Origin of the sequence: Streptomyces telluris, from assembly GCF_024519335.1 — a bacterium.
Lineage (GTDB): Bacteria > Actinomycetota > Actinomycetes > Streptomycetales > Streptomycetaceae > Streptomyces > Streptomyces telluris.
In genome coordinates, this window is record NZ_JANIID010000005.1 from 166,142 (window position 1) to 190,429 (window position 24,288).

At 72.7% G+C, this 24,288-nt stretch carries 14 protein-coding genes; 5 read left to right on the forward strand and 9 right to left on the reverse strand.

Annotated elements, in window-relative coordinates; all coding sequences use genetic code 11:
- The first annotated feature begins 21 nt into the window (after nucleotides 1-21).
- The 3 genes from NQU55_RS08315 to NQU55_RS08325 are packed head-to-tail and all read left to right on the forward strand — an operon-like array spanning nucleotide 22 to nucleotide 10,665.
- Nucleotides 22-5,586: a type I polyketide synthase gene (locus tag NQU55_RS08315; RefSeq protein WP_168092136.1), complete on the forward strand. Its 5,565-nt coding sequence runs from the start codon at nucleotides 22-24 to the stop codon at nucleotides 5,584-5,586.
- Between the two features lie 46 nt (nucleotides 5,587-5,632).
- Entirely contained in the window at nucleotides 5,633-9,436 is a 3,804-nt protein-coding gene (locus NQU55_RS08320) for a type I polyketide synthase (protein WP_256790167.1), read from the forward strand.
- Nucleotides 9,433-10,665: a cytochrome P450 gene (locus tag NQU55_RS08325; protein WP_168092134.1), complete on the forward strand. Its 1,233-nt coding sequence runs from the start codon at nucleotides 9,433-9,435 to the stop codon at nucleotides 10,663-10,665. Before NQU55_RS08320 ends, NQU55_RS08325 begins: the two co-directional genes overlap by 4 nt.
- A gap of 153 nt (nucleotides 10,666-10,818) precedes the next feature.
- Here NQU55_RS08325 and NQU55_RS08330 read toward each other — a convergent pair whose 3' ends face one another.
- On the reverse strand, nucleotides 10,819-11,313 hold the full coding sequence (locus NQU55_RS08330) for an SRPBCC family protein (protein WP_168092133.1): 495 nt from the start codon (nucleotides 11,311-11,313) through the stop codon (nucleotides 10,819-10,821).
- A 45-nt stretch (nucleotides 11,314-11,358) separates the two neighbouring features.
- Entirely contained in the window at nucleotides 11,359-12,219 is an 861-nt protein-coding gene (locus NQU55_RS08335; protein ID WP_168092132.1) for a DeoR/GlpR family DNA-binding transcription regulator, read from the reverse strand.
- A gap of 238 nt (nucleotides 12,220-12,457) precedes the next feature.
- Between NQU55_RS08335 and NQU55_RS08340 the strand changes: the two genes are divergently transcribed.
- Complete coding sequence (locus NQU55_RS08340; RefSeq protein ID WP_372504657.1) at nucleotides 12,458-14,827, forward strand: hypothetical protein; 2,370 nt, start codon at nucleotides 12,458-12,460, stop codon at nucleotides 14,825-14,827.
- Here the strand turns inward: NQU55_RS08340 and NQU55_RS08345 are convergent.
- The 5 genes from NQU55_RS08345 to gnd all read right to left on the reverse strand — a co-directional run bounded on the left by NQU55_RS08345 (nucleotide 14,797) and on the right by gnd (nucleotide 21,441).
- A complete protein-coding gene (locus NQU55_RS08345; RefSeq protein WP_256790168.1) occupies nucleotides 14,797-17,226 on the reverse strand; it encodes a right-handed parallel beta-helix repeat-containing protein in 2,430 nt (809 codons plus the stop codon). The genes NQU55_RS08340 and NQU55_RS08345 overlap by 31 nt on opposite strands.
- A 106-nt stretch (nucleotides 17,227-17,332) precedes the next feature.
- Complete coding sequence (locus NQU55_RS08350) at nucleotides 17,333-17,980, reverse strand: Rv1733c family protein (RefSeq protein WP_443744695.1); 648 nt, start codon at nucleotides 17,978-17,980, stop codon at nucleotides 17,333-17,335.
- A 190-nt stretch (nucleotides 17,981-18,170) separates the two neighbouring features.
- On the reverse strand, nucleotides 18,171-19,004 hold the full coding sequence (locus NQU55_RS08355) for an MOSC domain-containing protein (protein ID WP_168093298.1): 834 nt from the start codon (nucleotides 19,002-19,004) through the stop codon (nucleotides 18,171-18,173).
- A 138-nt stretch (nucleotides 19,005-19,142) separates the two neighbouring features.
- On the reverse strand, nucleotides 19,143-19,664 hold the full coding sequence (locus tag NQU55_RS08360) for a DUF6643 family protein (protein WP_168093297.1): 522 nt from the start codon (nucleotides 19,662-19,664) through the stop codon (nucleotides 19,143-19,145).
- A gap of 316 nt (nucleotides 19,665-19,980) precedes the next feature.
- On the reverse strand, nucleotides 19,981-21,441 hold the full coding sequence (gnd, locus tag NQU55_RS08365) for an NADP-dependent phosphogluconate dehydrogenase (RefSeq protein WP_168093296.1): 1,461 nt from the start codon (nucleotides 21,439-21,441) through the stop codon (nucleotides 19,981-19,983).
- Nucleotides 21,442-21,716: 275 nt separating this feature from the next.
- On the opposite strand from gnd, the gene NQU55_RS08370 reads away from it, so the two are divergent.
- Nucleotides 21,717-21,902, forward strand: a complete 186-nt coding sequence (locus tag NQU55_RS08370; protein ID WP_168093295.1) for a hypothetical protein — start codon at nucleotides 21,717-21,719, stop codon at nucleotides 21,900-21,902.
- A gap of 298 nt (nucleotides 21,903-22,200) precedes the next feature.
- On the opposite strand, the gene NQU55_RS08375 is transcribed toward NQU55_RS08370, so the two are convergent.
- Together NQU55_RS08375 and NQU55_RS08380 are read right to left on the reverse strand one after the other, a co-directional pair.
- A complete protein-coding gene (locus NQU55_RS08375) occupies nucleotides 22,201-22,971 on the reverse strand; it encodes an alpha-ketoglutarate-dependent dioxygenase AlkB (protein ID WP_168093294.1) in 771 nt (256 codons plus the stop codon).
- A complete protein-coding gene (locus NQU55_RS08380; RefSeq protein ID WP_168093293.1) occupies nucleotides 22,955-24,184 on the reverse strand; it encodes a hypothetical protein in 1,230 nt (409 codons plus the stop codon). The genes NQU55_RS08375 and NQU55_RS08380 overlap by 17 nt, the downstream gene beginning before the upstream one ends.
- Nucleotides 24,185-24,288 lie beyond the last annotated feature (104 nt).

The window sequence follows — 24,288 nt, forward strand, 5'->3', positions numbered from 1 at the left end:
ATCTGTCGCAGGGAGTCGTTCATGCCCGATGAAGTCAGCACGCTCCGGGAATATCTGAAAAGGGTCACCACGGATCTGTTACGCACCCGGGAGCAGTTGCGTGACGCGACCGAGCGGTCCGCCGAGCCGATCGCGGTGGTCGGCATGTCGTGCCGGCTGCCCGGCGACGTGGCCTCGCCCGCCCAGCTGTGGGACCTGGTGGCTGCGGGCACGGACGCCATATCGGCGTTCCCCGGGGACCGGCACTGGCCGATCGAGGAGCTCTACGACGCCGATCCGGAGTCCCAGCAGGCGCGGCGGTCCTACGTGCGCGAGGGCGGCTTCCTCAGCGGGGCGGGCGATTTCGACCCCGCGTTCTTCGGGATCTCCCCGCGCGAGGCGCTGGTGATGGACCCGCAGCAGCGGTTGGTGCTGGAGCTGGCCTGGGAGGCGTTGGAGTCCGCGGGCATCCTGCCGGACTCGCTGGTGGGCGAGCGGGCCGGGGTTTTCGTCGGCGCGTCCAGCAACGACTACGAGATGCTCTGGCAAGGCACCGACCAGTTCTCCCAGTACGGCATCACCGGCAACACCATGAGCGTGATCTCGGGCCGGATCAGCTACGCCCTGGGCTTCCACGGCCCGGCCCTCACCGTGGACACCGCCTGCTCGTCCTCCCTGGTCGCCACCCACCTCGCGATGCGGGCCCTGCGCGCCGGCGAGTGCCCGATCGCGCTGGCGGGCGGTGTGACGGTGCTGAGCACTCCGGAGACGTTCGTCGAGTTCTGCGGCCAGGGCGTCACCTCCCGGGACGCTCGGATCAAGGCGTTCGCGGCCGGCGCGAACGGCTCGATCTGGGCCGAGGGGGCGGGTCTCCTGGTACTGGAGCGGCTGTCCGACGCGCGGCGGCACGGCCATCAGGTGCTCGCGGTGCTGCGCGGCTCGGCGGTCAACTCCGACGGCACCAGCAACGGGCTCTCCGCACCCAACGGCACCGCCCAGCAGGAGGTGATCCGTACCGCGCTCGCCGACGCCGGACTGTCCACCCAGGACGTCGACGTGGTCGAGGCGCACGGCACCGGCACCCCGCTCGGCGACCCGGTGGAGGGCACCGCACTGGTGGCGACCTACGGCCGGAACCGGCCGTCCGGCCGGCCGCTGCTGCTGGGCTCGCTGAAGTCCAACATCGGGCATACGCAGGCCGCGGCCGGCGTGGCCGGCATCATCAAGATGATCATGGCGATGCGGCACGGTCTCGCGCCGAAGACGCTGCACGTGGACAGCCCCACCCCGAAGGTGGACTGGGGAGTGAACGGGGTCAGCGTGCTCGCCGATGCGATGCCCTGGCCGGAGACCGGCCGAGTGCGCCGCGCCGCCGTCTCCTCCTTCGGGATCAGTGGCACCAACGCCCATGTCGTGCTGGAGCAGCACGTCGAGCCGGAGGCGCCGGAGCCCGGCGTGCCGTCCGCCGGTCTGGTGTGGACGGTGTCGGGCCGCACCGAGGACGCGCTGCGCGCCCAGGCGACCCGGCTGCTGGCCTTCGCCGAGTCCGGCGACGCTCCCTCCGCCGAGGGGCTGGCGCACGCATTGGCCACCCGCCGCACCCACTTCCGCCACCGGCTGGCGGTGTCCGGCCGGGACCGGGCCGAACTCACCTCCGCGCTGCGCGGCCACCTCGGCACCGGCCTGGCCCCCGATGTGGCGGTGGGCGCCGCGGCCGGCGGCGGGTTGTGCATGTTGTTCACCGGTCAGGGCGCGCAGCGCCTCGGCATGGGGCGGCAGCTCGCCGCCTCCTTCCCGGTGTTCGCCGAGGCGCTCGACGAGGTGTGCGAGCTGTTCGACCGGGAGCTGGAGAGGCCGCTGCGGACCGTGCTCGAGGGCGAACCGGACCTGCTCGACCGCACCGACTACGCCCAGGCCGCCCTGTTCGCGGTGGAGGTCGCGCTGTTCCGGCTGATGCACTCCTGGGGTGTGCGCCCGGACATGCTGCTGGGACATTCGATCGGGGAGATCAGCGCGGCGCACGTGGCCGGGGTGTGGTCGCTGCCGGACGCGGTCCGGCTGGTGGCTGCCAGAGGCCGCCTGATGGCCGCGCTGCCCGAGGGCGGCGCGATGCTGTCCGTGCAGGGCACCGAGGAGGACCTGGCCCCTTGGCTGGCCGGGCGCGAGCGGCGGGTGTCCGTCGCGGCGGTGAACGCCTCGGACACGGTGGTCGTCTCCGGTGCGGACGAAGACATCGAAGAACTGGAGGCCGACTGGGCGGGCCGGGGGCGGCGGACCCGGCGGCTGCGGGTCAGCCACGCGTTCCACTCGCCGCTGATGGAGCCGATGCTGGCCGAGTTCGGCACGGTTCTGGCCGGGGTGACGACGCACGATCCGGAAATCCCGGTGATCTCCAACCTCACCGGCGAGACGGCCACGGCGGAGCGGTTGCGCTCGCCGGCGTACTGGACCGCGCACGTCCGGCAGGCGGTGCGGTTCCACGACGGGCTGCGCACCGCACGCGAGGCCGGTGCACGCGTCCTGCTCGAACTGGGACCGGGCGCGGTGCTCTCCGCGCTGGCCGGGCGGGATGCCGGGCCGGACGAGGCGGTGGTGCCCACCCTGCGCGGGGCCGATCGTGACGAGACCAAGGACGTGCTGCTCGCCCTCGGCGCGCTGCACACCCAAGGCGTGGAGGTGGACTGGCCCGCCGTGCTGCCCGCCGCGCCCGCCAGGACGGCGGACCTGCCCTGCTACGCGTTCCAGCACGAGAGGTACTGGCTGGTGCCGGACGGGAACGGGCTGAACCTGCGTTCCAGCGGGCTGCTCCCGGTGGGCCACCCGCTGCTGGGCGCCATGGTCTCCGCGGCCGAGGGCGACGGCGTGCTGCTCACCGGCAGGCTGTCCCTCCAGTCGCACTCCTGGCTGGGGGGCCACCTGGTGCGCGGCATCCCCCTGCTGGCCGGCACCGGCTTCGTGGAACTGGCGCTGGCCGCGGGCGAGCACGTCGGCTGCGACCTGCTCGAACAGCTGACCGTCGAGGCGCCGCTGGTCCTGCCGGAGCACGGCGGGGTGTCGGTGCAGGTGGTGGTGGGCAGCACCGAGGAGACCGGCCGCCGCCCGGTGCGGGTGTACTCCCGGCCGGAGGGCGTGGGCCGGGCCGAGCCGGGCCCATGGCGGTCACACGCCTTCGGCTACCTGGGCATCCGCACCGCGACACCGGACACGACCCTCGCGCACTGGCCGCCGCGGGACGTGCGGGAGATCCCGGTCGCGGACGTCTATGACGAGGTGGTGGAGGGCAGGCACTTCCGCTACGAGGGCGCCTTCCGGGGCCTGCGGACCCTCTGGCAACGCGACAACCCCGACGGGAGCTCGGAGATGTTCGCCGAGGTCGCCCTGCCCGCCGAAGCGGCGGGGGACGCCAAGCGCTACAGCCTGCATCCGGCGCTGCTGGACGCGGCCCTGCACGCGGTCGGTCTCGGCCCGCAGCTGGACGGGATCGACGAGGGCAGCGGCTCGATGCCGTTCTCCTGGTCGGGGCTGTCGCTGTTCCGGGCCGGAGCCTCGATGGTGCGGGTGCACGTCACCGGCGGGAACGGCGACGTGGCGATCACGCTGGCGGACGAGACCGGTGCCACCGTGGCCAGGGCGGACCTGGTGTTCCGGCCGCTGCCCGCCGATGAGTCCTACCTGCTGGGACCGGCCGAGGACGGCGCGGAACTGCTGGCACAGGACTGGGTGCCCGTGCGCCGGCCCTCCACCGTGGACGATTCCGGTGAGTGGCACGACCCTGGGACCGGGGGGCTCGACCTCGCGTCGCTGGCGGACGCGCAGGACCCGGTGCCGCCGGTGGTGGTGCTGCGCCCGGCCCGTCCCGCCGGGGACGACGTCACCGCACGGGTCCGCGCCGCGCTCACCGAGCTGACCGGGCACCTGCGAGTGTGGCTCACCGACCAGCGGTTCGCCGGTTCGCTGCTGGTGATCTGCACCGAGCGCGCGCTCGGCGTGCGTGCGGGCGACGAACCCGACCTGGCACTGTCCGCGGCCCACGGGCTGGCTCGCTCGGCACAGAACGAGTACCCGGGCCGCGTCCTGCTGGTCGACGTCGACGAACCGGCCGGCACCGCGTTGCGCGACGCGGTCGCCGTCGCGTCCGCGGCCCGTGAGCCCCAGGTGGCGCTGCGCGCGGGCGAGCTGCTGGTGCCCCGGCTGCACCGCGACGACGGTCCCGCAAAGAGCGACGGCGGCTCGGCCGCCCGCACGCCCGACCCCGACGGCACCGTGCTGATCACCGGTGGACTCGGGTCGCTGGGCCGCACGCTGGCCCGGCATCTGGCGAGCCGGGGCGCCCGCAGGCTGCTGCTCCTCTCGCGCCGTGGCGCGGAGAGCCCCGGCGCCGCGGAACTGGTCGCCGAACTCGGCCGGCTCGGCGCGCACGCCGAGCTGGCGCGCGGCGACGTCGCCCGACGGGACGACGTGGCCCGGGTGCTGGCCGAGGTGCCGGCGGCACACCCGCTCACCGCCGTCATCCACGCGGCCGGTGTGCTGGACGACGGCCTGGTGGAGTCGCTGACCGACGGGCAAGTGGAGAACGTGCTGGCGCCGAAGGTCGACGGAGCCTGGCACCTGCACGAGCTCACCCAGGACCTCGATCTCGCCGGGTTCACGTGCTTCTCCTCCGCCGCCGGCGTGTTCGGCACCGCGGGCCAGGGGGCCTACGCCGCGGCGAACGCCTTCCTGGACACGCTCATGAGCCGGCGGGCCGCCGCCGGGCTCCCGGCCCGCTCGCTGGGCTGGGGCCTGTGGGCACCGGACAGCGGGACCGGCACGGCCGACGGGATGGGCGGCGGGCTGGCCGCCGCGGACCGGGCCCGCATGGACCGCACCGGAATCCGCGCACTGACCGTCGAGCAGGGCCTGGCCCTGTGGGACACCGCGACCGGCTCGGACAGGGTCCACCTGGTGCCCATCGGGCTGGACCTGGTCACCGTGGCCGGTCTGGGAGAGGAGGGCATTCCGCCGTTGCTGCGCGATCTGGTCCGCCCGGCCCGCCGCCGGCGCTCCGCGCGGTCCGCCGCGCCCGCCGAGTCCCCGGCGGACCTGGCCCGCAGGCTGGGCGGGCTGAGCCCCGCCGAACGGGACCGGCAGCTCCTCAACCTGGTGCTCGGGCAGATCGCGGCCGTGCTCGGCCACCCGTCCGCGGACGGGGTGCCCGCGGACGGCCCGTTCGGAGACCTCGGATTCGACTCCCTGAGTTCGGTCGAGCTGCGCAACCGGCTCAACACCGCCACGGGTCTGAACCTGCCCGCCACCTTGGTGTTCGACCACCCCACTCCCGCCACCCTCGCGGCGCACCTCGGCACGGAGGTCGCGCCCGACGCCGCCGGCGCGGAGGAACCGGCGGACGGCCCTGCCGAGCGCGGCCCGGATCAGCTCTCCGGACTCGCGCAGGCGGTCGAGGAGGCGCTGGCCGGCGAGGACGCGCAGCGCGACGCGCTGCGCGGACGACTGCGGGCGGCGCTGCGCGCGCTGGACGGCGAGCCGGGGCCCGGGGCGGACGAGCTGAGCTCGGCCTCCGTGGACCAGCTCTACGCCTTCGTGGACCGGGAACTCGGCGATGCGTGAGCCGGCAGCCGGGACCGCCCGGCCGAGTGGAGAGGAACCGAAAACCGTGGGCGAGGACCCGAAGCTCGTCAAGTACTTCCAGCGGGTCACCGCGGAACTCCAGCGCACCCGGGAGCGGTTGCGGGAGCTGGAGAACCCCGTCGACGACCCGGTGGCCGTGGTCGGCATGGGCTGCCGGTTCGGCGGCGGGGTCGGCTCGCCGGAGGAACTGTGGGAACTGCTCGCCGCCGAGCGGGACGTGATCACCGGCTTCCCGGCCGACCGCGGCTGGACCGAAGACCAGATCTACCACCCGGAACCGGGCACGCCGGGCCGCTCCTACGTCCGGCACGGTGCCTTCCTCGACGACGCGGCCGACTTCGATTCCGAGTTCTTCGGCATTTCGCCGCGCGAGGCGCTCAGCATGGACCCGCAGCAGCGGATCGCGCTGGAGGTCACCTGGCACGCGCTGGAGTCCGCCGGCATCGACCCGGCCGGGCTGCGCGGCAGCCGCACCGGCGTGTTCCTCGGACTGTCCAACGCGGACTACGCCACAGCGGTCCGCGAGATGCCCGAGGACATGCTGGGCCAGCTCTCCATCGGCAACGCGGGCAGCGTGACCTCCGGCCGGCTGGCCTATGTGTTCGGCCTGCAGGGGCCCGTGCTCACGGTGGACACCGCCTGCTCCTCGTCCCTGGTCGGGATCCACCTGGCGGCGCAGTCCCTGCGCGCGGGCGAGTGCACCCTGGCGCTCGCGGGCGGGGTGACCGTCCTGTCCAGCCCGCTGCTGTTCATCGACTACGCCCGGCAGCGCGCCTTGGCGCCGGACGGACGGTGCAAGCCCTTCTCCTCGGACGCCGACGGCACCGCGTGGGGCGAGGGCGCCGGGATGCTGGTGCTGGAGAAGCTCTCCGACGCGCGTCGCAACCACCACCCGGTGCTCGCGTTGCTGCGCGGATCGGCGATCAACTCCGACGGCACGTCCTCCGGGCTGACCGCCCCGAACGGCACCGCGCAGCAGCAGGTGATCGCCGACGCGCTCGCTTCGGCCGGCCTGTCGCCGGCGGACGTCGACGCGGTGGAGGCGCACGGCACGGGCACCGAGCTCGGCGACCCGATCGAGGCGCAGGCGCTGCTGGCCGGGTACGGCCGCCACCGCGGCGACCGGCCGCCGCTGCTGGTCGGCGCGGTGAAGTCGAACCTCGCCCACACCCAGGCCGCGGCCGGAGTGGCCGGCGTGGTGAAGATGGTGCTGGCCATGCGGCACAGCACGCTGCCCAGGACCCTGCACATCGGCACGGCGACCCCCCGGGTCGACTGGGCGCAGGGCGGGGTCGAACTGCTCACCAGTGCGGTCCCGTGGCCGCGCGACGGGCGTCCCCGGCGGGCGGGCGTGTCCGCGTTCGGAGTCGGCGGCACCAATGCGCACGTGATCCTGGAGGACCCGGGGCCCGACCCGGACACCGAGCCCGGCGACCGGGCCGTCCCGCCACTGCTGGCCTGGACCCTGTCGGGCAGGACCGAACAGGCGCTGTCCGCGCAGGCGGCCGCGCTGCACGAGCACCTCGACCGGGCGCGCCCGGATCTGCTGGACCTGTCGTGGTCGCTGGCCACCACCCGGGCGCACCTGCCGCACCGCGCGGTGGTGTTCGGCTCCCGCCCGGCCGACCTCGCCGCGGGCCTGACCGCACTGAGCACGGGCCGGAACGACACCGGGAGCGCCACGGTGGTGGTCTCCGGCACCGCCGTGCGGAACGGCACCACCGCGTTCCTGTACCCGCACGAGTGCACCCCGGCCGTGGTGCGCGCGCTGGCCACGCAGTACGCCGGGGCCGAGCCGTTCGCCGAGCACCTCTCCGCATGTGCGGCAGTGCTGGCCGGGCTGGTCGGCTGGACTCTGACGGATGTGCTTCGCGGCGAACCGGACGCGCCGCCACTGGACCGGCCGGACGTGTTGGCCCCGGCCACGCTGGCCGTGCTGACCGGCGTGACACGAGTGTGGTGCGCGTCCGGGGTGCGCCCGGCGGCGCTGGCGGGACACGGATCCGGCCGGCTGGCCGCGTCCTGGGCGGTCGGGTGGCTGTCCCTGCCCTCGGCGCTGCGGATCGCGGCCGGGTCTCCCGCGGGCGTCGAATCCGACGCCGTGGACGTCCCGCCCCCCGCGCCCGGCGTGCCGGTGCTGTGCGGGGACACCGGACGTTGGCTGCGGGACCGTCCGGCCGAGGACGACTACCGCACGGTGCCGGCTGCCGATTCCGGCTCGGCCGCCCGCGAGCTGCGGGCCGACGGTCATCGACTGCTGCTCGTGTTCGGTGGGGACACCGCGGGCATCGCCGCCGGGCTGCCCGACGGCCCCGCCGTGCTGGCCGTGCCGGAGAAGACGGAGGAGACGGAGGAGACGGAGAGCGCGGTGACCGGTTCAGCGGCGATCGTGCGCGCGCTGGGCCGCGCGTACGTGATGGGCGCGGCGGTGGACTGGCGTGCCGTCCTGGCCGGCGCCGGTGCGCGGCGCATCCCGTTGCCCGGCTACGCCTTCCAGCGCAGCCGGTACTGGATCGAGCGCGAGTGGACCATGCCGGTGCTGATCTCCGACGCCGCCGGGACGCGCGAGCCCGACCGGCGCTCGCCCGCGGCCCTGCTGTGGGCACTGCCCGAGCAGGAGCGCAACGGCCACGTCGAGACCCTGGTCCGTGAGTGCCTGAACCGGGCGCTGGGCAACGGACCGGATGACCAGGTCGACGCCGAGGACACGTTCCGCGACCTCGGGATGGACTCGCTGGGCGCGGAGGACCTGCGCGATCAACTCACCACCGATGCCGGCGTGGAGATCGAACTCTCCGACGTGCTGAACTATCCCACGGTGACCGACCTCACCGAGCGCGTACTGGAAAAGCTGGCCGCCCGAGCCGAGGAGGGCACGCTCGACGAGATCGCGGGGACCGCCCGGTCCGGGAACGAGGTCCCGGAATCCGGCACCGGGCCGGTGGACCCGGCGCCCGAGAACGCCGACGAAAGCGACGGCAGCCTGGCCTCGTTCTACATCCGGGCGATCCGCACGGGCCGGATCAACGTCGCCCTCCGCCTGGCCCGCGCGGCTTCCGAGACGCGCGACACGTTCGACCAGGACGATCCGCGCGATCTCGCCGAACTGCGCAAGGTGGGCGCGGGGGCGGGCGGCCCCACGATCGTCGGCCTCACCCCGCCGATCTTCCCCAACCTGGACCTGCCCTACTCCTACCTGCACGCCGGGCTGGACCCCGCGTCCGACGTGTGGTCGCTGTGGTCGCCCGGATTCGCGGGTGAGGCTCCGCTGCCCGCCGACCGTGCCGCCCTGATGCGGATGCTGGCGAAACCGCTGCGCCGTGAGCTGGCCGGCACCCCGCTGATCATCGCGGGCTACTCCTCGGGCGGCTGGCTGGCGCACGAACTGGCCGCGCACCTGGAGCGGACCGGCGTCCCCGTCACCGCGCTGCTCCTGCTGGACTCGTACCTGCCGGAGGAGGAGATGGAACAGACCGAGACCCGCAGCGAGTTCATGCGCGAGCAGATCCGGCGACGTGACCTCATGGGCATGTCGCTCGACCGTCCGGACCGGACAGTGACCACCAGCGGCCAGATCGCGGCGATGGGCGGCTACAGCAGGATCTTCAGCGGCTGGCGGCCCGCCCCGCTGAAGGCGCCCATCCTGCACCTGCTCGCCAGCGAGGTCGTCGCGGGTGTGCCCACCAGCTCGGAGGACCACCCGTTCCCGGCCGAACTGGCGCACCGCGTGCGCAAGCTGCCCGGCGACCACTTCACGATCCTGTCCCAGCACGCCGACCTGATCTCTGCGAACCTGCACGACTGGCTGACGGAGGTACAGCCCGCATGACGACAGTTCCCGATCTTCCCGACCTTCCCGGCGCCACAGAGGCACTGGAGCACTTCCCCTTCGACGACGGCCGCGGCGTCGAGGTCAACGAGCGGTTCCGGGAGCTGCGGCAGCGCAAGGGGCTGCTCCGGGTGCGGCTCGCCTACGGTGAACCCACCTGGCTGGTCACCCGCTACGCGGACGCCCGGCTGGTGCTGGGCGATGCGCGGTTCAGCCGCGCGATGTCGGTCGGCCGGGACTTCCCGCGCCAGGAAGAGGCGACGGAGCTGGCCGGGCTGATCACCATGGACGCCCCCGAACACACCAGGCTGCGCACGCTGTTGGTCAAAGCCCTCAGTAGGTCCCGTATGGAAGCGCAGCGCCCGACGGTGCGGGCGGTGGCGGACGAGCTGCTGTCGTCGGCGATGAACGCCGGGCCGGGCATGGACATCGTGGTGGACTACGCGCAGAGGATGAGCGTGCTGTCCATCTGCGACCTGCTCGGCGTGCCGGTCTCGGACCGGGAGGTGTTCGAGTCGACCAGCGAGGCGCTGATGCCCGGCAGCGCCGTCGGCGCCGAGGACATGATGCGGCGGTTCGGCGCCCTGCGCGTCTGTACCGAGCGGCTCATCGCCGAGCGCCGGGCTGATCCTCGCGACGACCTGATGTCGGCGATGGTCCAGGCCCGGGAGGAGGAGGACCGGCTCACCGACGACGAGCTGATCGACCTGGTCGTCAGCATGCTGCTGGCCAGGTTCGAGGCGATCATCACCCAGATTCCGAACTGCGTCCACGTTCTCACGCGGGGCGACCGTGCGCTCTGGAACCGGCTGCGCGCGAACCCGGCCGAGCTGCCGGCGGCGGTCGAGGAACTGCTGCGCAACAACGCCTCCGCCGGCGCCGGCCTGTTCGTCCGCTATGCGCGGGAGGACGTCAACGTCGGCGGCACGCTGGTGCGCGCGGGCGAAGCCCTGACCGTCGCCATCGAGTCGGCCAACCACGACCCGGCCCGATTCGAGGACCCCGACGCGATCGACTTCACCCGGCAGGCCGGTGGACACCTCACCTTCGGTTACGGCGCGCACTACTGCGTCGGCGCCCAGCTCGGCCGCATCGACCTCCAGGAGGGGCTGCGGGCGCTGCTCACCAGGACCCCGGAGCTGACCGTCCGCGACATCAAGTGGAGAGTACGGCCGCACATCCGGGGGCCGGAGGCGATGCGCGTGACCTGGCAGGGCGGCCCGGAATGACCGCCACTGCCCACCGGGGGCCTGCCGGCTTCCGGTGGGCAGTGGCAGGTCGGCCGGATCCGCCGCGGCTGACAGCCTGCGCAGGCCCTCGCGGAGGTCGTCACTGATCGGTGGCCGGTCCGGCTCTCAGGGGAACGACGGGGCGGCGCACGATCAGCGCGTGCCGCCCCGCATCGCCGCCAGGCGCCGGTCGAGCGTCAGCAACGCGTCGCGGAAGGCGTGCCTGAGCCCCGGCCGCCCCAGCGCCACCAGCAGCCGCACCGCGGCGGGAGCGTCCAGCGCCACCGTCCACCGGACCACCGTGCCCGTCCCCGAGGGCAGCAGCTGCCACTCCTCCAGCATCGCCCGCACCCCGGGCACGTTCGTGACGTCGATGCGGTACGCGTAGCGGTGCGAGGGCTCGGCCGCCATCACCGTCTCCATGAAGCGCACCCCGCCCAGCAGGTGCACCTCCCGGCCCTCGGCCCCGGCCCGCTGCACGGGCCGCGCCAGCGTCACCGCACGGAACCAGCGCGTCCAGCCCGGAACGTCCAGGGCCAGTGCCCGGAAGACCTCCTCCGGCGCGGCCGCCGTGCGGGAGGCCAGAACCACCCGCAGCGGTGCGTTCGCGACGAAGTCCAGCCCCACCGGGCGCAGTCGGTACACCATCGAGAGAACCCCCAAAGGGTCGGCGGCCTGCCGGGTGCCGATACCTTAGCCCCGCACGCCGTCGCATGGGGCGGAGTCACCGGAAGCATCCGCCACCACGAGCTCGGGAAGCCTCTCGGAGATCTCCCGCCGCACCGTCTCCGGCAGCCCCGCATCCGTGACGAGCGCGTCCACCTCGTCCAGCAGGGCGAACGAACTGAGCCCCACCGTCCCCCACTTGGTGTGGTCCGCGAGGACCACCACGCGCCGCGCGGACCGCACGAAGTGCCGGTTCGTCTCCGCCTCCGCCAGGTTCGGCGTCGACAGGCCCGCCTCCGCGGAGATGCCGTGCACCCCGATGAACAGCACGTCGAAGTGCAGGGACCGGATCGCCGCGTCCGCCACGGGCCCCACCAGCGTGTCCGAAGGCGTACGCACCCCGCCCGTCAGCACCACCGTCGCCGCCCCCGGCCGGGCCGACGGGCCCGCGGCCGTCACAGACCGCTGCGCGCTGTGGAAGACGTCGGCCGCCCGCACCGAATTCGTCACCACCGTCAGATCCGGTACGTCCACCAGCCGTTGGGCCAGCGCGAACACCGTCGTCCCGCCCGCCAGGGCTATCGCACCGCCCGGCGGAGCCATCCGCGCCGCCGCCCGCGCGATGTCCTCCTTGGCGGCCAGCTCCAGCGCCGACTTCGCCTCGAAGCCCGGCTCGTGCGTCGTCGCCTCCGCGACCGGCACCGCACCACCGTGCACCTTCTCCACCACACCCAGCCGGGCCAGGGCGTCGAGGTCGCGACGGACCGTCATGTCCGAGACATTGAGCCTCCGCGTCAGTTCGTTGACCCGCACCCCACCGCGCCTCCTGACCTCGTCGAGGATCAGCGCACGCCGCTGCTCCGCCAGGAGATTCTGGTTGTCGCTCACCCGGCCCGTCCTTTCCGGTCAGCCGCCGGCAGTCGTGCGCGCTCATCCTCCCACGCGAGCGGGTCCCTGCGATCGTCTCCGTTCGGCCGGATCACGATTGGGCCTCGCCCGCCGGACGCGGCCGATTGTCAGTGCCCACCGGCACCATGCTGGTGGAAGGAGAACCACACCGGGATCGGGGGACGCGGTGGCACCGGAGGAACGAGCGCACAAGCAAGCGGTGGAAGCGCACAGCCAAGTGGCGGAAACACCCGGGCAGGCGCAGAAGGAAGCCTCAACGGCGAAGGGCCCGACGGAGAACGCCCCAGGTCTCGCACTGGAGTTGCTCGTGCACGGCGTCGGCGGCGCCACACCGCAGGCCATGCTGGGCGATCCGCGCACCGAGCGCGTCACGGGGGACGGCATCGCCGGCATCCACCGCCGCGTCGCCGACCTCGACGCGGAGACCCGCCCCGGCGACCACCGCGGCGAACCGGTCCGGGAGGCCTACGTCTGGTCCAACCTCACCTCCGGCGACGGCTCCCGTGCCCTGTGGCTGATGCTGCTGCCCTTCATGGTCATCAACCTCGCCCACTGGATGCGACCCACCTCCGAGGACCGCCCCCGCACCGTCCGGGCCTACGGCCTGCTGGTACGGCTCGTCGCCCTCACCCTCACCGTGCTGCTCACCGCCGCGGCCTGCGAGGTGGCCCTCGACCTGACGGCGTGGCAGTGCGCGGGCACGCGCGCGTGCTCCTCGGACAAGGCCTGGCTCGGCTTCATGTCGGCCGACCGGCACGGCTGGTGGAGCCCGCCCGGCCGCAGGCTCGCCCTCGCCGCCGCCGTGCCCACCGCCCTGACCGGCCTGCTCTGGCTCCTCTCCCGTCGCACCTGGAGCGCCTACGAAGCCCAGGTCCCCGGCCGCGCCGGATCCGACGAGGACACCCGCACGGCCGGCGGCCGCCCCGCCCTGTGCCTGCCCGGCTTCTGGTACGGGCGGCGCATCGTCGCCCGCCTGCGCGCCGCCCACACCGCTGCCGCCCTGCTCACCGTCGCCGCCTTCCTGGCCCAGGCCGCCTCGCGCCACGACCGCGCACCCGGCGGCAGCACTGTGCTCGACGCCCTGGGGTGGGCCCTCGTCGCCCTCCTGGCCGCCGCCACCGTGTTCGTCGTGCACGCCGTCTGCCGCCGGGGCCGCAGCGAAGGCGCCCCCGACGACACCCTCGACCGGTTCACCGTCACCGCCCTGCCCTTCACCGCGCTCGGCCTGCTCCTCCTGGCCGCCGTCCACGCCGCCTGGGACCGGCCCGGCTGGCAGTCCCGCGGCATGCTCCCCGGCGACCGCGTCTTCGGCCTGATCGCCCTCGGCCAGGGCGCCCTCGTCCTCCTCCTCGCCCTCGCCGCCCGCCGCCTGCACCGCGCCGCCCCCGCCGAGCGGACGCCCCTGGGAGGCCTCGCGGGCCCCGCCGTCGCCACCCTCGCCTGCGCCCTCGGCGGCGTCATGACCGCAGGCGTCGCCCAGCGCGTCGCCGACTGGCTCGACGGCCCGGCCACCCCCGGCATGGGCGACGGCCCGATCGGCGGACCACCGGCCCTGCTCACCTGGCAGGCGTCCGTCATCCCGCCACTTCTCGCCGTCCTGTTCCTGCTGCTCCTCGTCCTCGTGATGCGCACCCTGCGCCTGCGCGAACGCCTGTGCCGCACGGTCCCCGACGGCTATCCCGGCGAGGGCCACGACCGCGCACGCACCCGCGCCATCGCGGGCACCGTGGCCCGCGCCGGCCTCACCGACGCCACCCCCTGGGTCCTCGGCACGGTCGCCGTGCTCACGCTCCTCCTCGGCGGCGGCGCGGTCGCCGGGGCCTGGAGCACGCACGACGTGCCGGGGCGGGCCGCAGCTGGCACCGCCCGCATCGTCGAGGACGTCGCCCAGACCGCCCAGGCGCTCGGATCCTGGTGCGTCGGCCTCGGCTTCGTCCTGCTGATCGCCTGGGGCCGCCGCGCCTACCGCGACCCCGCCGCCCGCCGCACCGTCGGCATCCTCTGGGACGTCGGCACCTTCTGGCCCCGCGCCGCCCACCCCTTCGCCCCGCCCTGCTACGCGGAGCGCGCCGTCCCGGACCTCACCTGGCGGATGCGGACCTGGACCGAGCGCACCGGCGGCCGGCTCGTCATCTCCGGCCACTCCCAGGGCAGCGTCCTCGCCGCGGCCGCCGTCTGGCAGCTGCCCGCCGACACCCGCGGCCGCGTCGCCCTGCTCACCTACGGATCGCCCCTGGAGCGGCTCTACGGACGCTGGTTCCCCGCCTACTTCGGGCCCGTGAAGCTCGCCGCGCTGCACGACGACGTCCACTGCTGGTGCAATCTGTGGCGGCGCACGGACCCCATCGGAGGCCCCGTCCGCCTGCCCGGGGAGATCCCCGCCGCCACCGCCGTGGACCGCGGCCCCCTCAAGGACCCCCTCGCCTACGGCCGTACGGCCGAGCACCCGCTGCCCGCGGCCATCCTCGGCCACTCCCACTACCAGTCCGACCCCGAGTTCGCCCGGACCCGCGCGGCCCTGCTGGCCCGCCTCGCCGCCTGGATACCGGCACCCCGTCAGGGCAGCGCGGGCAGATCCTCGGCGTAGAGGAGGGTGAGGTCGTCGGTGCTCGGGTCGGCCAGCTGCGCCACCCGGCCCGCGTGCCGCTCGACCATCGCCTCGAACGTCTGCCGGGCGGTGCGGCCGTTGCCGAACGCCGGCCCCCGGGGGATGTCTGTGAAGTACTGCAGCAGCGCCTCGGAGGCCCCGGACCCGATCCGGTACTCGTGCTCGTCCGCCTGCTGCTGCACGATGCGCAGCAGCTCCTCCGGCGCGTAGTCGTCGAAGGTGATGGTGCGTGAGAAGCGCGAGGCCACTCCGGGGTTGACCGTCAGGAAGCGGTCCATCTCGTCGGTGTAGCCGGCGACGATCACCACGACCTCGTCCCGGTGGTCCTCCATCAGCTTCACCAGCGTGTCGATGGCCTCCCGGCCGAAGTCGCGCCCCGAGTCCTCGGGGGCGAGCGCGTACGCCTCGTCGATGAACAGCACGCCCCCGCGGGCCCGGTCGAACGCCTCCTGGGTGCGGATGGCCGTCGAGCCGATGTGCTCGCCCACCAGGTCCACGCGGGAGACCTCCACCAGGTGGCCGCGCTCCAGCACCCCGAGCGAGGCGAGGATCTCGCCGTAGAGGCGGGCCACCGTCGTCTTGCCCGTGCCGGGGGAGCCCGTGAAGACCAGGTGCCGGCGCACCGAGGCGGCCTTCAGCCCGGCAAGCTGCCGGCGCCGCCCGACCTCGATCATGTCCGTGAGGGCCCGGACCTCCTTCTTGACGCTCTCCAGGCCCACCAGGGCGTCCAGTTCGCGCAGCACCGTCGCCGAGGCCCGCGCGCCCTCCGGGACGGCCGCAGGACGCACCTCCTCGGCCGAGCGCTGCACCGGCACGGCCACCGGCAGCACCGTCGCCCGCGGGGCGGCCGTCACGACCGATCTCCCGCCGCCGGCCGCCCCGGAGGGCACCGCCGCGACCGCCGCGGACTTCACCGCCTCGTCGCTCGTACAGCCCTCGCTGACCGGGCCGGCCTCCGCGAACTCGTAGCCCCCGCGCTCGCAGCGCTCCGTGCGGCAGCGCGTGAGGGTCGACCGGCAGCCGTCGATGACGTGGAAGCCGTAGCCGCCGCTGCCCGTCACCCGGCACTCGTGGAAGGTGCCCCGGCCCCCGGCCGAGACGTAGAAGCCCGCCTCCACGGGCGAACTCACCGTGCACTGCTCGACGGTGGGGTCGGCCCCCTTGGTGACGATGACGCCGGTCGCCGCGGCGTCGATGGTGCAGCCGGCCATGGAGCCGCCGCTGCCGTGGTCGCGGAACCACGCGCCCGTACCCACTTCGCGGATCCGGCAGCCCGCGAGCCGGGCCGTGGCCCCGTCGCTCACCGACACGGCCGTGTTGCGGACCTGGGAGAGGTCGCTGTCGACCACGTCGACGTGCGAGCCGCGGTCCAGGACGAACAGGGCGTCCGGCACGTCGTGCACCCGGCAGGAGCCGAGGGAGACCGTCGCCCCGTCGCTGATCCACACCGCCGGATAGTCGCCCTTGCTGTCGTGGATCTCGCACAGGTCGGCGTCGACGCGCGTGCCCGGGTCCCACACGGACAGGCCGTTGCGCCCGAACCGGCGCACCGCCGTGCGCGTCATCGACAGCACCGAACGGGACCTGAGGTCCACCCCGTTCTCCGGAACATCGTGGATGTCGCAGTCGATGAGCGAGAGCACGGCGTCGGTGTCCAGCCGCACCCCGTCGCCGGACGTGCGGTGCACGCGGCAGTCGGTCAGCCGGCCGGTCGCCCGGGAGGCCACCTGCACCCCGGCCCCGCGCACCTCGTACACCTCGCAGCCGATCGCCTCCAGCGAACTGCCCTCGCCCGTGAGCGACAGCCCCTCGCCCGAGGCGTGGTGCACCCGGCAGCGCTCCAGGCGCGGATGCGCGCCGCCGTGCACCGCGAACCCCGCCTGCCCGGCGGCCACCACCTCGCAGTCCTCGAAGACGCCGCCCGAGCCGTCCAGCACGCTGATGCCGACGCCGCCGGCGTTGTCGACGCTGCAGTGGCGCACGGTGGGCCGGGAGCCGCCGCGCACTTCGATGCCCACCGCCGAGCGCGCGACGATCCGCAGGCCGGCCAGCTCCGGCGCCCCGTCCTCGACGACGAGCGCGGGGGATGCCGCGTCGTTCCCCTCGATGTGCAGGTCCTGCAGCGCCGCGGACGCCCGTACGGTCAGGGCCACTCCGTCGGCGGGCGCGATGCGCACGCTGCCGCGCGAGCCCTCCGCGCCGCGCAGCGTCACCGCGCGGGTGACGATCAGGTTCTCCCGGTAGGTGCCGGGGGCGACGGACAGCACGTCCCCGTCCACCGCCGCTTCCAGGGCCGAGGCGAGGGAGTCGTACTCGCCCGTGCGCCGCCGCCAACGCGACGTGCCGGTATGCGTCACCTGGACGGAGCCCTCTGCCATGGCGCTGCTGTGCCCCCACCTCGTGCGTGCGTTCACCCGGGGCCGGCCGGTAGCGCGCCGGTCACCGTAGCCACCGTAGCGCGCGTGGGCCCCGGGAGTTGACCGGTCAGCTGCCTGCGTCCGCCCTGCCCCACGTCTGCCCGGCGCGTTCCCACGCACGGTCCCAGTGGGCGTACCGCCGCTGCATGAGACGCCATACGACCAGCCGCCGCACCGCCTCCACCAGCCCGCAGGCGCCGGTGGCCGCTCCGGCGCCGGCCAAGCCGGCGTGGATGGCGGCCGTGTCGTAGTCCAACGGGCGGCCCGAGAGCCGTCCCTGGTCGTCCGTCCACAGCGGGAACGGCTGCCCGGGGCGCGTGCGGTGGCGCACCGAGACGACGCCGGAGCGCTCCTCGCCGTCCGGGCCGGGCCACCGGGCGAGCACCCGATGGTGTCCGTCGCGGTTCGCGGTGGCTTCGCGGTCGGTCTCGGCGGGCCTGCCGTGCAGGGCCCGCACGGTCGTCGCCGTCACCAGGTGCCGGTGCCGGTGCTGTTCGCGGACGGTGTGCCGCAGGGCCTCGTGGGCGAGCGACCCCGTCACCCAGCCGGTGACCGGGCCCGCGAGCAGCATGAGCACCACGGCGGCCAATCCCACCCAGGCTTCCAGGACATCGGTCCGGCGACGCAGGGGATTGCGCCGCCATCGCCATGCGAGTGCCGTAGCGCGCACCATGCTCACCCCCTTCCGGGTCCGTAAATACCTCACACAGGGCATCGCATGCGGAGGAAGACGGCGGAGAGAGCAAAATCACCCCCTCCGGATGCCGTTCCGGGCCGTGCGTTGACGGATGGCGGGCGGCGGGGAAGCGGGTGGCGGCAGGGAGGGGAGTGGGCAGCCGGAAGAGGAGGGAGGGGGAGGGAAAGCGGGGGAGAGGGGGAGGGGCGAGGAGGGGAGGGGTGCGGGGTCAGTCGAGGATCTCGACGTCGTCGCCCACGCGCAGGATCCCGGTGTGCTCCGGGATGAGGTTCTTGCCGAACACGGCCTTGCCGCCGATCCGGTGGTGCCGGGCGAGCGTGCGCAGGGGCTCCTTGCCGCGACCGGCCGTACGCTGGTCGGTCGTCGTGACGACGCACCGGCCGCAGGGCTTGACCGCCCGGAACGTCACCTCGCCGATCCGCACCCGGCGCCAGTCGTCCTCGGCCCACGCCTCGGTGCCGCCGATCACCACGTTCGGGCGGAAGCGGTCCATGGGCAGCGGGCCCTCACCGGGCAGGTCGCCGTCGGCGATGAGCGCGTTGAGGGCGTCGAGGGAGCCCAGAGTGGTGACCAGCAGCGGATAGCCGTCGGCGAAGCTCACGGTCTCGCCGGGAACGGAGAACCCGGGATCGATGCCGCGGCGGACCGCCGGCTCGTCCATGTGGAAGAGCCGGGCCTCGAACCCCAGGAACGCACTGACCCACGCATCGGCGGCGGATCCGGCGGGAACCGCCTCGATCTTGTCCCGGAACACCTGCACCGTGACCGTGCCGCCCGCGTCCACGGGCCCGGGCACGGCGACGTCCAGCGGATCCGCCCCGGGCGCGGCGAGCCGGACGCCGCCACCGGGGAGCGGCCGTGCCGAGGCCAGGGCGAGCCTCGGCTGCTGCCGCTGGGTGATCATCATGCCGTCGGCGCCGGCCAGCATCCACCGGCGGTCCCCGGACAGACCCCACGGCTCCACGGCCGCCTCGCGCACGGCACACCCCGCCAGCGACTTGACGGGATAGAAATGGACCGCGGTCAGCACAGGCGTGGACATACGGTCATCTTGCCACCCTGATCGGGCGGTTGAACGAATACCTCCGCGCATCGCAGCGGGACCCCCGCGCCTGCCGCCGGACCGCGTCGCCGGACCGCCCCGCAGAACCCGGCAGAGCAGTCACAGCGGTTCGAACGGTCAGTAACCCCCCTGATTCGGGTACTGGCGGTTGTACGGATCCTCGTACTGCGCGGCCGCCGGACGGGGCGCAACCGGACGCATCGCATCAAACCCGGCCGGACCTGCTGGCGCCGCACCCGGACGCTGCTGCTGGTACTGCTGCTGCGGCGCCTGCTGCTGCGGGGCCGGGTAGGCGCGCGGGGGCTGCTGCTGCGGGATGTACGGCGCGGCCGCCTGCTGCAGCCCCGAAGGCTGCTGCGGGCCGGGTGCGGGATAGCCGTACGGAGCCCCGCCCTGACCGCCGTAGGACGGCTGCGGGGCCTGGTGGGCCTGGCCCCCGGACGGGCCGGAAGGCAGCGCGGGAAGCGCGGGGAGCGCAGGCAGGTTGCTGCTGCTACCGCCGTCGTACGGGGACGACACGCGGATCGGGGCGATCTGCGGGGTCCCCCGCTCGGCGACGAGGCTGTCGTAAATCGGGGTGTCCGGGAACGACGACGAGGCGTAGTAGCCGCCGCCGTAGGTGCTGCGGGGGGAGGTCATAGCGCATAAGTTAAGCCCACGTCCCTCGCGCGGTCTACGCCAAGGTCGGCACTAACGCTTCCCTGACCTGCAAAGACGCAGGTCAGGGCAGAACCGGCAAGACCGGACACATGCCTACGTACGGCCATCCGGGGGTATCACGCCGCGTACCCCCTTCAGTTGACCCGATCCGCCCTTTTCGATCGGCCGGTTTCCGGCTCTTCGGCCGGCCGGATTCCCGCTCCTCCGCCCGCCGGATTCCCGGCCGTCGGCCGACCGGATTCCCACTCCTCGGCCCGCCGGATTCCCGGCCCTCGGCCGACCGGGATCCCGTTCCTCAGCCGGTCTTCTCCTCGCTGCGATCGCCGCCCCACAGCGTGTGGAACGACCCCTCGCGGTCCGTGCGCCGGTAGGTGTGGGCGCCGAAGAAGTCGCGCTGCCCCTGGGTGAGGGCCGCGGGCAGCCGCTCCGCCCGCAGGGCGTCGTAGTACGCGAGCGCGGCCGAGAAACCCGGGGTGGGCACGCCGCGGCCGACAGCGGTGGAGACGACCGCGCGCCAGGCGTCCTGCGCCCGCCCGACCTCGTCGGCGAACCCCTTGTCGGCAAGCAGGGTGGGCAGTTGCGGGTCGGCGGCGAACGCGGCGCGGATGCGGTCGAGGAACGCGGCCCGGATGATGCAGCCGCCGCGCCAGATGGCGGCCACCGCACCGAGGTCGATGTCCCAGCCGTACTCGGCGCTCGCCGCGGAGATCATGTTCCAGCCCTGGGCGTACGAGACGACCTTCGAGGCGTACAGCGCCTCCTCGACCCGGGCGGCGAACTCCTCCGCCGCCTCCGGGGAGAGGGACTCCCGGCCGGGGCCGGGCAGTTCGCGCGCGGCCCGGCGCAGGTCCCCGTGCCCGGACAGGGAACGGGCGAAGACGGCCTCGGCGATGCCCGAGACGGGGACCCCGAGGTCCAGCGCGGTCTGCACCGTCCAGCGGCCGGTGCCCTTCTGCTCGGCCTCGTCCGCCACCACGTCCACGAACGGGCGGCCGGTGGCGGCGTCCGTGTGGGACAGCACCTCGGCGGTGATCTCGATCAGATACGAGTCGAGGCGGCCGGTGTTCCAGGTGCGGAAGGTCTCCGCGATCCGGGCCGGCTCGTAGCCCGCGACGTCGCGCAGCAGGTCGTACGCCTCGGCGATGAGCTGCATGTCGGCGTACTCGATGCCGTTGTGCACCATCTTGACGAAGTGTCCGGCGCCGTCGGGGCCGATGTGGGTGCAGCAGGGCGTGCCGTCCTCGGCCTTGGCGGCGATGCTTTCGAGCAGCGGGCCGAGGGACTTGTAGGACTCCTCCGAGCCGCCGGGCATGATGGCGGGCCCGTGGAGGGCGCCCTCCTCGCCGCCGGAGATGCCGGCTCCGACGAAGTGAATGCCGCGCTCGCGTAGTGCGGCCTCGCGCCGCCGTGTGTCGTTGAAGTGGGCGTTGCCGCCGTCGATGATGACGTCGCCGGGTTCCAGGAGGGCGGCGAACTCGTCGATGACGGCGTCCGTCGGGTCTCCGGCCTTGACCATGATGACGATCCGTCGGGGCTTCTGCAGGGCGGCGACGAAGTCCTCGGCGGACTCGGCCGGGACGAAGTCCCCCTCGTGACCGTGTTCGGCGACGAGCGCCTCGGTCTTGGCGTAGGTGCGGTTGTGGAGGGCGACGGTGTGCCCGTGCCGGGCGAAGTTGCGGGCGAGGTTGCTGCCCATGACGGCGAGCCCGGTGACGCCGATCTGCGCGGTGGCCTTGGGGGAGGGGGTGCTGGGCATTGCGGGTATCCACTCCTGTCACGTGCGTCAGTGAGGCGGTGCGTAAGGCTTGTGCGAGGCGGCAACACCGGAGGACACCAAGATCTTCCCGCCGGGCCGCCGGGCCGCCGGATATCACCTGGTCATCGTGGCATGGCAGGGGGGAGGAGGCCGGGAGTGCCGCTGAGGCGACCTCAGACTTGTCACCTTTCTCGTCTGATTTCTCGTCTGACGGGGCATCCGCACCCGTGGTCCGGCTGTGTGACTCGGACATCGGAGAAGCGAGGGTTCGGGGGTTGTTGGGCTTCACCTTCAGCTTCGGCCTGGTCGACGGTGCGGTCCTGACCGTCGTGGCACCGAAGGCAACCGGCGCGGCGGTGTGCGGGGCCCTGTTTGTGGCGACCACCGTCATGCTCCCGCACCGGATCGCCTGTCCAGGGGCCGCCGATTCGGACGTACGTACGTGCGTCGTGATGGTCTGATACGTCCACGTACACTCCTTCGGCCGTCATCGGGACCGTGCAGCAAAGGCGCTCGTCTTCGGGGTGGCGTCCGTGGCCTGAGGGCGCTGCGCCGGCCGGAGCGTCAGGAGATCAGGCGGTCAGGCGCTCAGGGTCCACTCCGTGCCGTATAGGGCGTAGGTCGCGGTCACGCCGGCCGGTACGGGCAGCCCGGCCGTGCAGGCGGCAAGGCCACGGCAACTCGGCGGCCGCGCACCGTTCGGCCGCGCCCGCACAGGGGATCGACCTGGGAATCGCGAAGGCCGTGGAGCGGCAAACATCAGAGGGGTGGCATCAGATCGCTCTCGCTGATGGTGTACGTCAGTGCGGGGTACATGAAGTCCGTTTCATTGTTCTCGCGGCGCCGTTGTTGGTAAAACTCGCGGCTCTGCTCATCGTCGGCCGACATGAGGCGTGCACCCTGCGGGAGGTAGGCATGTCCGTCGTGAAAGCGAACGAGGGTCTTTGACGTTCGAAACGTTATACCCAGCCATTGGCTGTCAGCCGTCCGGCCGGGCATGTCCAGTACGATTTTGTGCCTGAGGTGCCTATTCGCGTCGACGGAAAACGCGACGATGCTGTTGTGGGTGAGGGGGATCTCAAACCTCTCGCCATCGGATCCCTTCGACTCGAAGATCAGCATCCTCGGCGGGCTCGATTCGGGATGCTGGTAGCAGGAGAAGACGGCGATGAACGACTCGTCGGCCAGATCGAGGGCCTGGTCGGAATGGCTGCCCATCGTTCTGTAGGCATTCGTATAGATCTCGATGAGAGCGTTGTTGAAGCCGACCGGCAGGGCAGCACGTTCTTGAATCTGTTGCGCCAGTCGTTCGTGCACCGCCTGAAAACGCTGCGTCGGGCTGCTGTACCGAGTGGTTGTGCGTACGAGAGGCACACCACCCGCCTCGTCGATCTTGGCGAGCACGGCGCCTCGCCGGCCTTTTCCCAGGTCTTCGAAGCGAGCCGACGCGGACAGCTCCGCGAATGGGTTCTCTTCGATTGGCAAAGCGTACGAGAGGATCTCCTCCGAGATCCTAGACGCGGGGGGCAAGGTAGTCTCCCGTGTTCATGCTGAAGAGGAATTCGTCGCCGTAATCGATGAAGGCCGGGGTCCTGTTCTCCTCGGCGTACAGCCTGCGCAGCTCGTTCATCCCGGCCGGCGTGGGTGGCTCCAGCCTCACCAAATTTCCGGCCGCCTTGAGGAACGTGTGGCCGTTCTTGTGAACGGCTTCGGTGCTCGAACAGCGCACCACGTATCCCAGGCGGGTCGGGAGCAACTCGGCATCCAGCGCCGAGGGCCGGATTTCGTGCGTGTACAGGCGGTTGGTGGACAGCGGCATGAAAAACACGGAGCCGGGATAGAGGGTCAGGGTGAACTGCGGCGGGAGCGCACCCCCGTCGCGTTCTCCGGCCGGCTCCTTGAGGCGAAAATGGAGTTTGGTCAGCCCGCTGGCGCCCCTCACGCCGCAGTCGAAAGCATCTTCGGCCAGGGGCTGCAGCTTGTCGAGCCGGTCGTAGAAGGTGCAGAAGGCCATGATGCCGTTGACGGGCATGTCCTTGGTCTTGTCGGCATGGGCCGAGATCCTGGCCTTGGACTGCTTGCGCTCGGCCGTGGCAAGGGTGTTGTGGTAGGTCTGAGCGAGGACGTGATTGAGCGGTGCCTGGTTCCGGAAGACGGCGGCGGCCTCGCGGTTCAGATCCTCGACGATGAGCGTGTCGGTCAGGCCGAAGCTCTCGGTCGGCCCCGAGAGATTCGTGGAGCACCGGAGCAGACGGAAGTGCAGTTCGTCGCCGTTTCGTGTGACGGGCGTCAGATAGATTCCGCTGCGATGGGCTGTTCCCGGCTTGGTGGACTCCGTCAGAGACTGGAACGCGTGCTCCGCACGGATCCGCCCGAAGTGATCGGCGTCGAGTCCGAAGAAGCGGCGGTAGTACACGCCGACGCCGTGTACGCGGATGGGAACCCGGCCGAGGTCGACGAGGGCCCAGGGGTTGTCGGCCTCCTCGTGGTAACCGTGTGACAGGTCCCGGATGACGAATACCCGGGTGGCCGAACGAAGTTGGCGCTCGCTGATCCCGGATATATCCCCACACAGGTAGACGTTCTTCTGAGCGAGATCGAACGAACCGGAAGCGAGGTCCTCCGGCGTGATGGTGGACCCGAAGAAGTCCCTGATCAAGTCATTATCGTGCAACATCGAAGGTGCAACCAAGATGTTGCTCGCATCCTCGATGCGGGCTTCTGCCAGCCCTGTTGCGTACATCGAACGGTACCCCCATTCGCAGACCGTGGTGGATTGCTCAAACCGTGGAAGTGGCAACGGCCCGCACTCTTCATCCGAGTGGTGAAGCGTAAACAAAAGGAGAC

Bases quoted from the DNA above. Each gene is read 5' to 3' on its own strand.
- gnd (WP_168093296.1), bottom strand. From the start codon at position 21,441: ATGCCCAGCACCCCCTCCCCCAAGGCCACCGCGCAGATCGGCGTCACC.
- NQU55_RS08360 (WP_168093297.1), bottom strand. From the start codon at position 19,664: ATGACCTCCCCCCGCAGCACCTACGGCGGCGGCTACTACGCCTCGTCG.
- NQU55_RS08315 (WP_168092136.1), top strand. From the start codon at position 22: ATGCCCGATGAAGTCAGCACGCTCCGGGAATATCTGAAAAGGGTCACC.
- NQU55_RS08325 (WP_168092134.1), top strand. From the start codon at position 9,433: ATGACGACAGTTCCCGATCTTCCCGACCTTCCCGGCGCCACAGAGGCA.
- NQU55_RS08380 (WP_168093293.1), bottom strand. From the start codon at position 24,184: ATGTACGCAACAGGGCTGGCAGAAGCCCGCATCGAGGATGCGAGCAAC.
- NQU55_RS08345 (WP_256790168.1), bottom strand. From the start codon at position 17,226: ATGGCAGAGGGCTCCGTCCAGGTGACGCATACCGGCACGTCGCGTTGG.
- NQU55_RS08350 (WP_443744695.1), bottom strand. From the start codon at position 17,980: ATGCCCTGTGTGAGGTATTTACGGACCCGGAAGGGGGTGAGCATGGTG.
- NQU55_RS08330 (WP_168092133.1), bottom strand. From the start codon at position 11,313: ATGGTGTACCGACTGCGCCCGGTGGGGCTGGACTTCGTCGCGAACGCA.
- NQU55_RS08355 (WP_168093298.1), bottom strand. From the start codon at position 19,004: ATGTCCACGCCTGTGCTGACCGCGGTCCATTTCTATCCCGTCAAGTCG.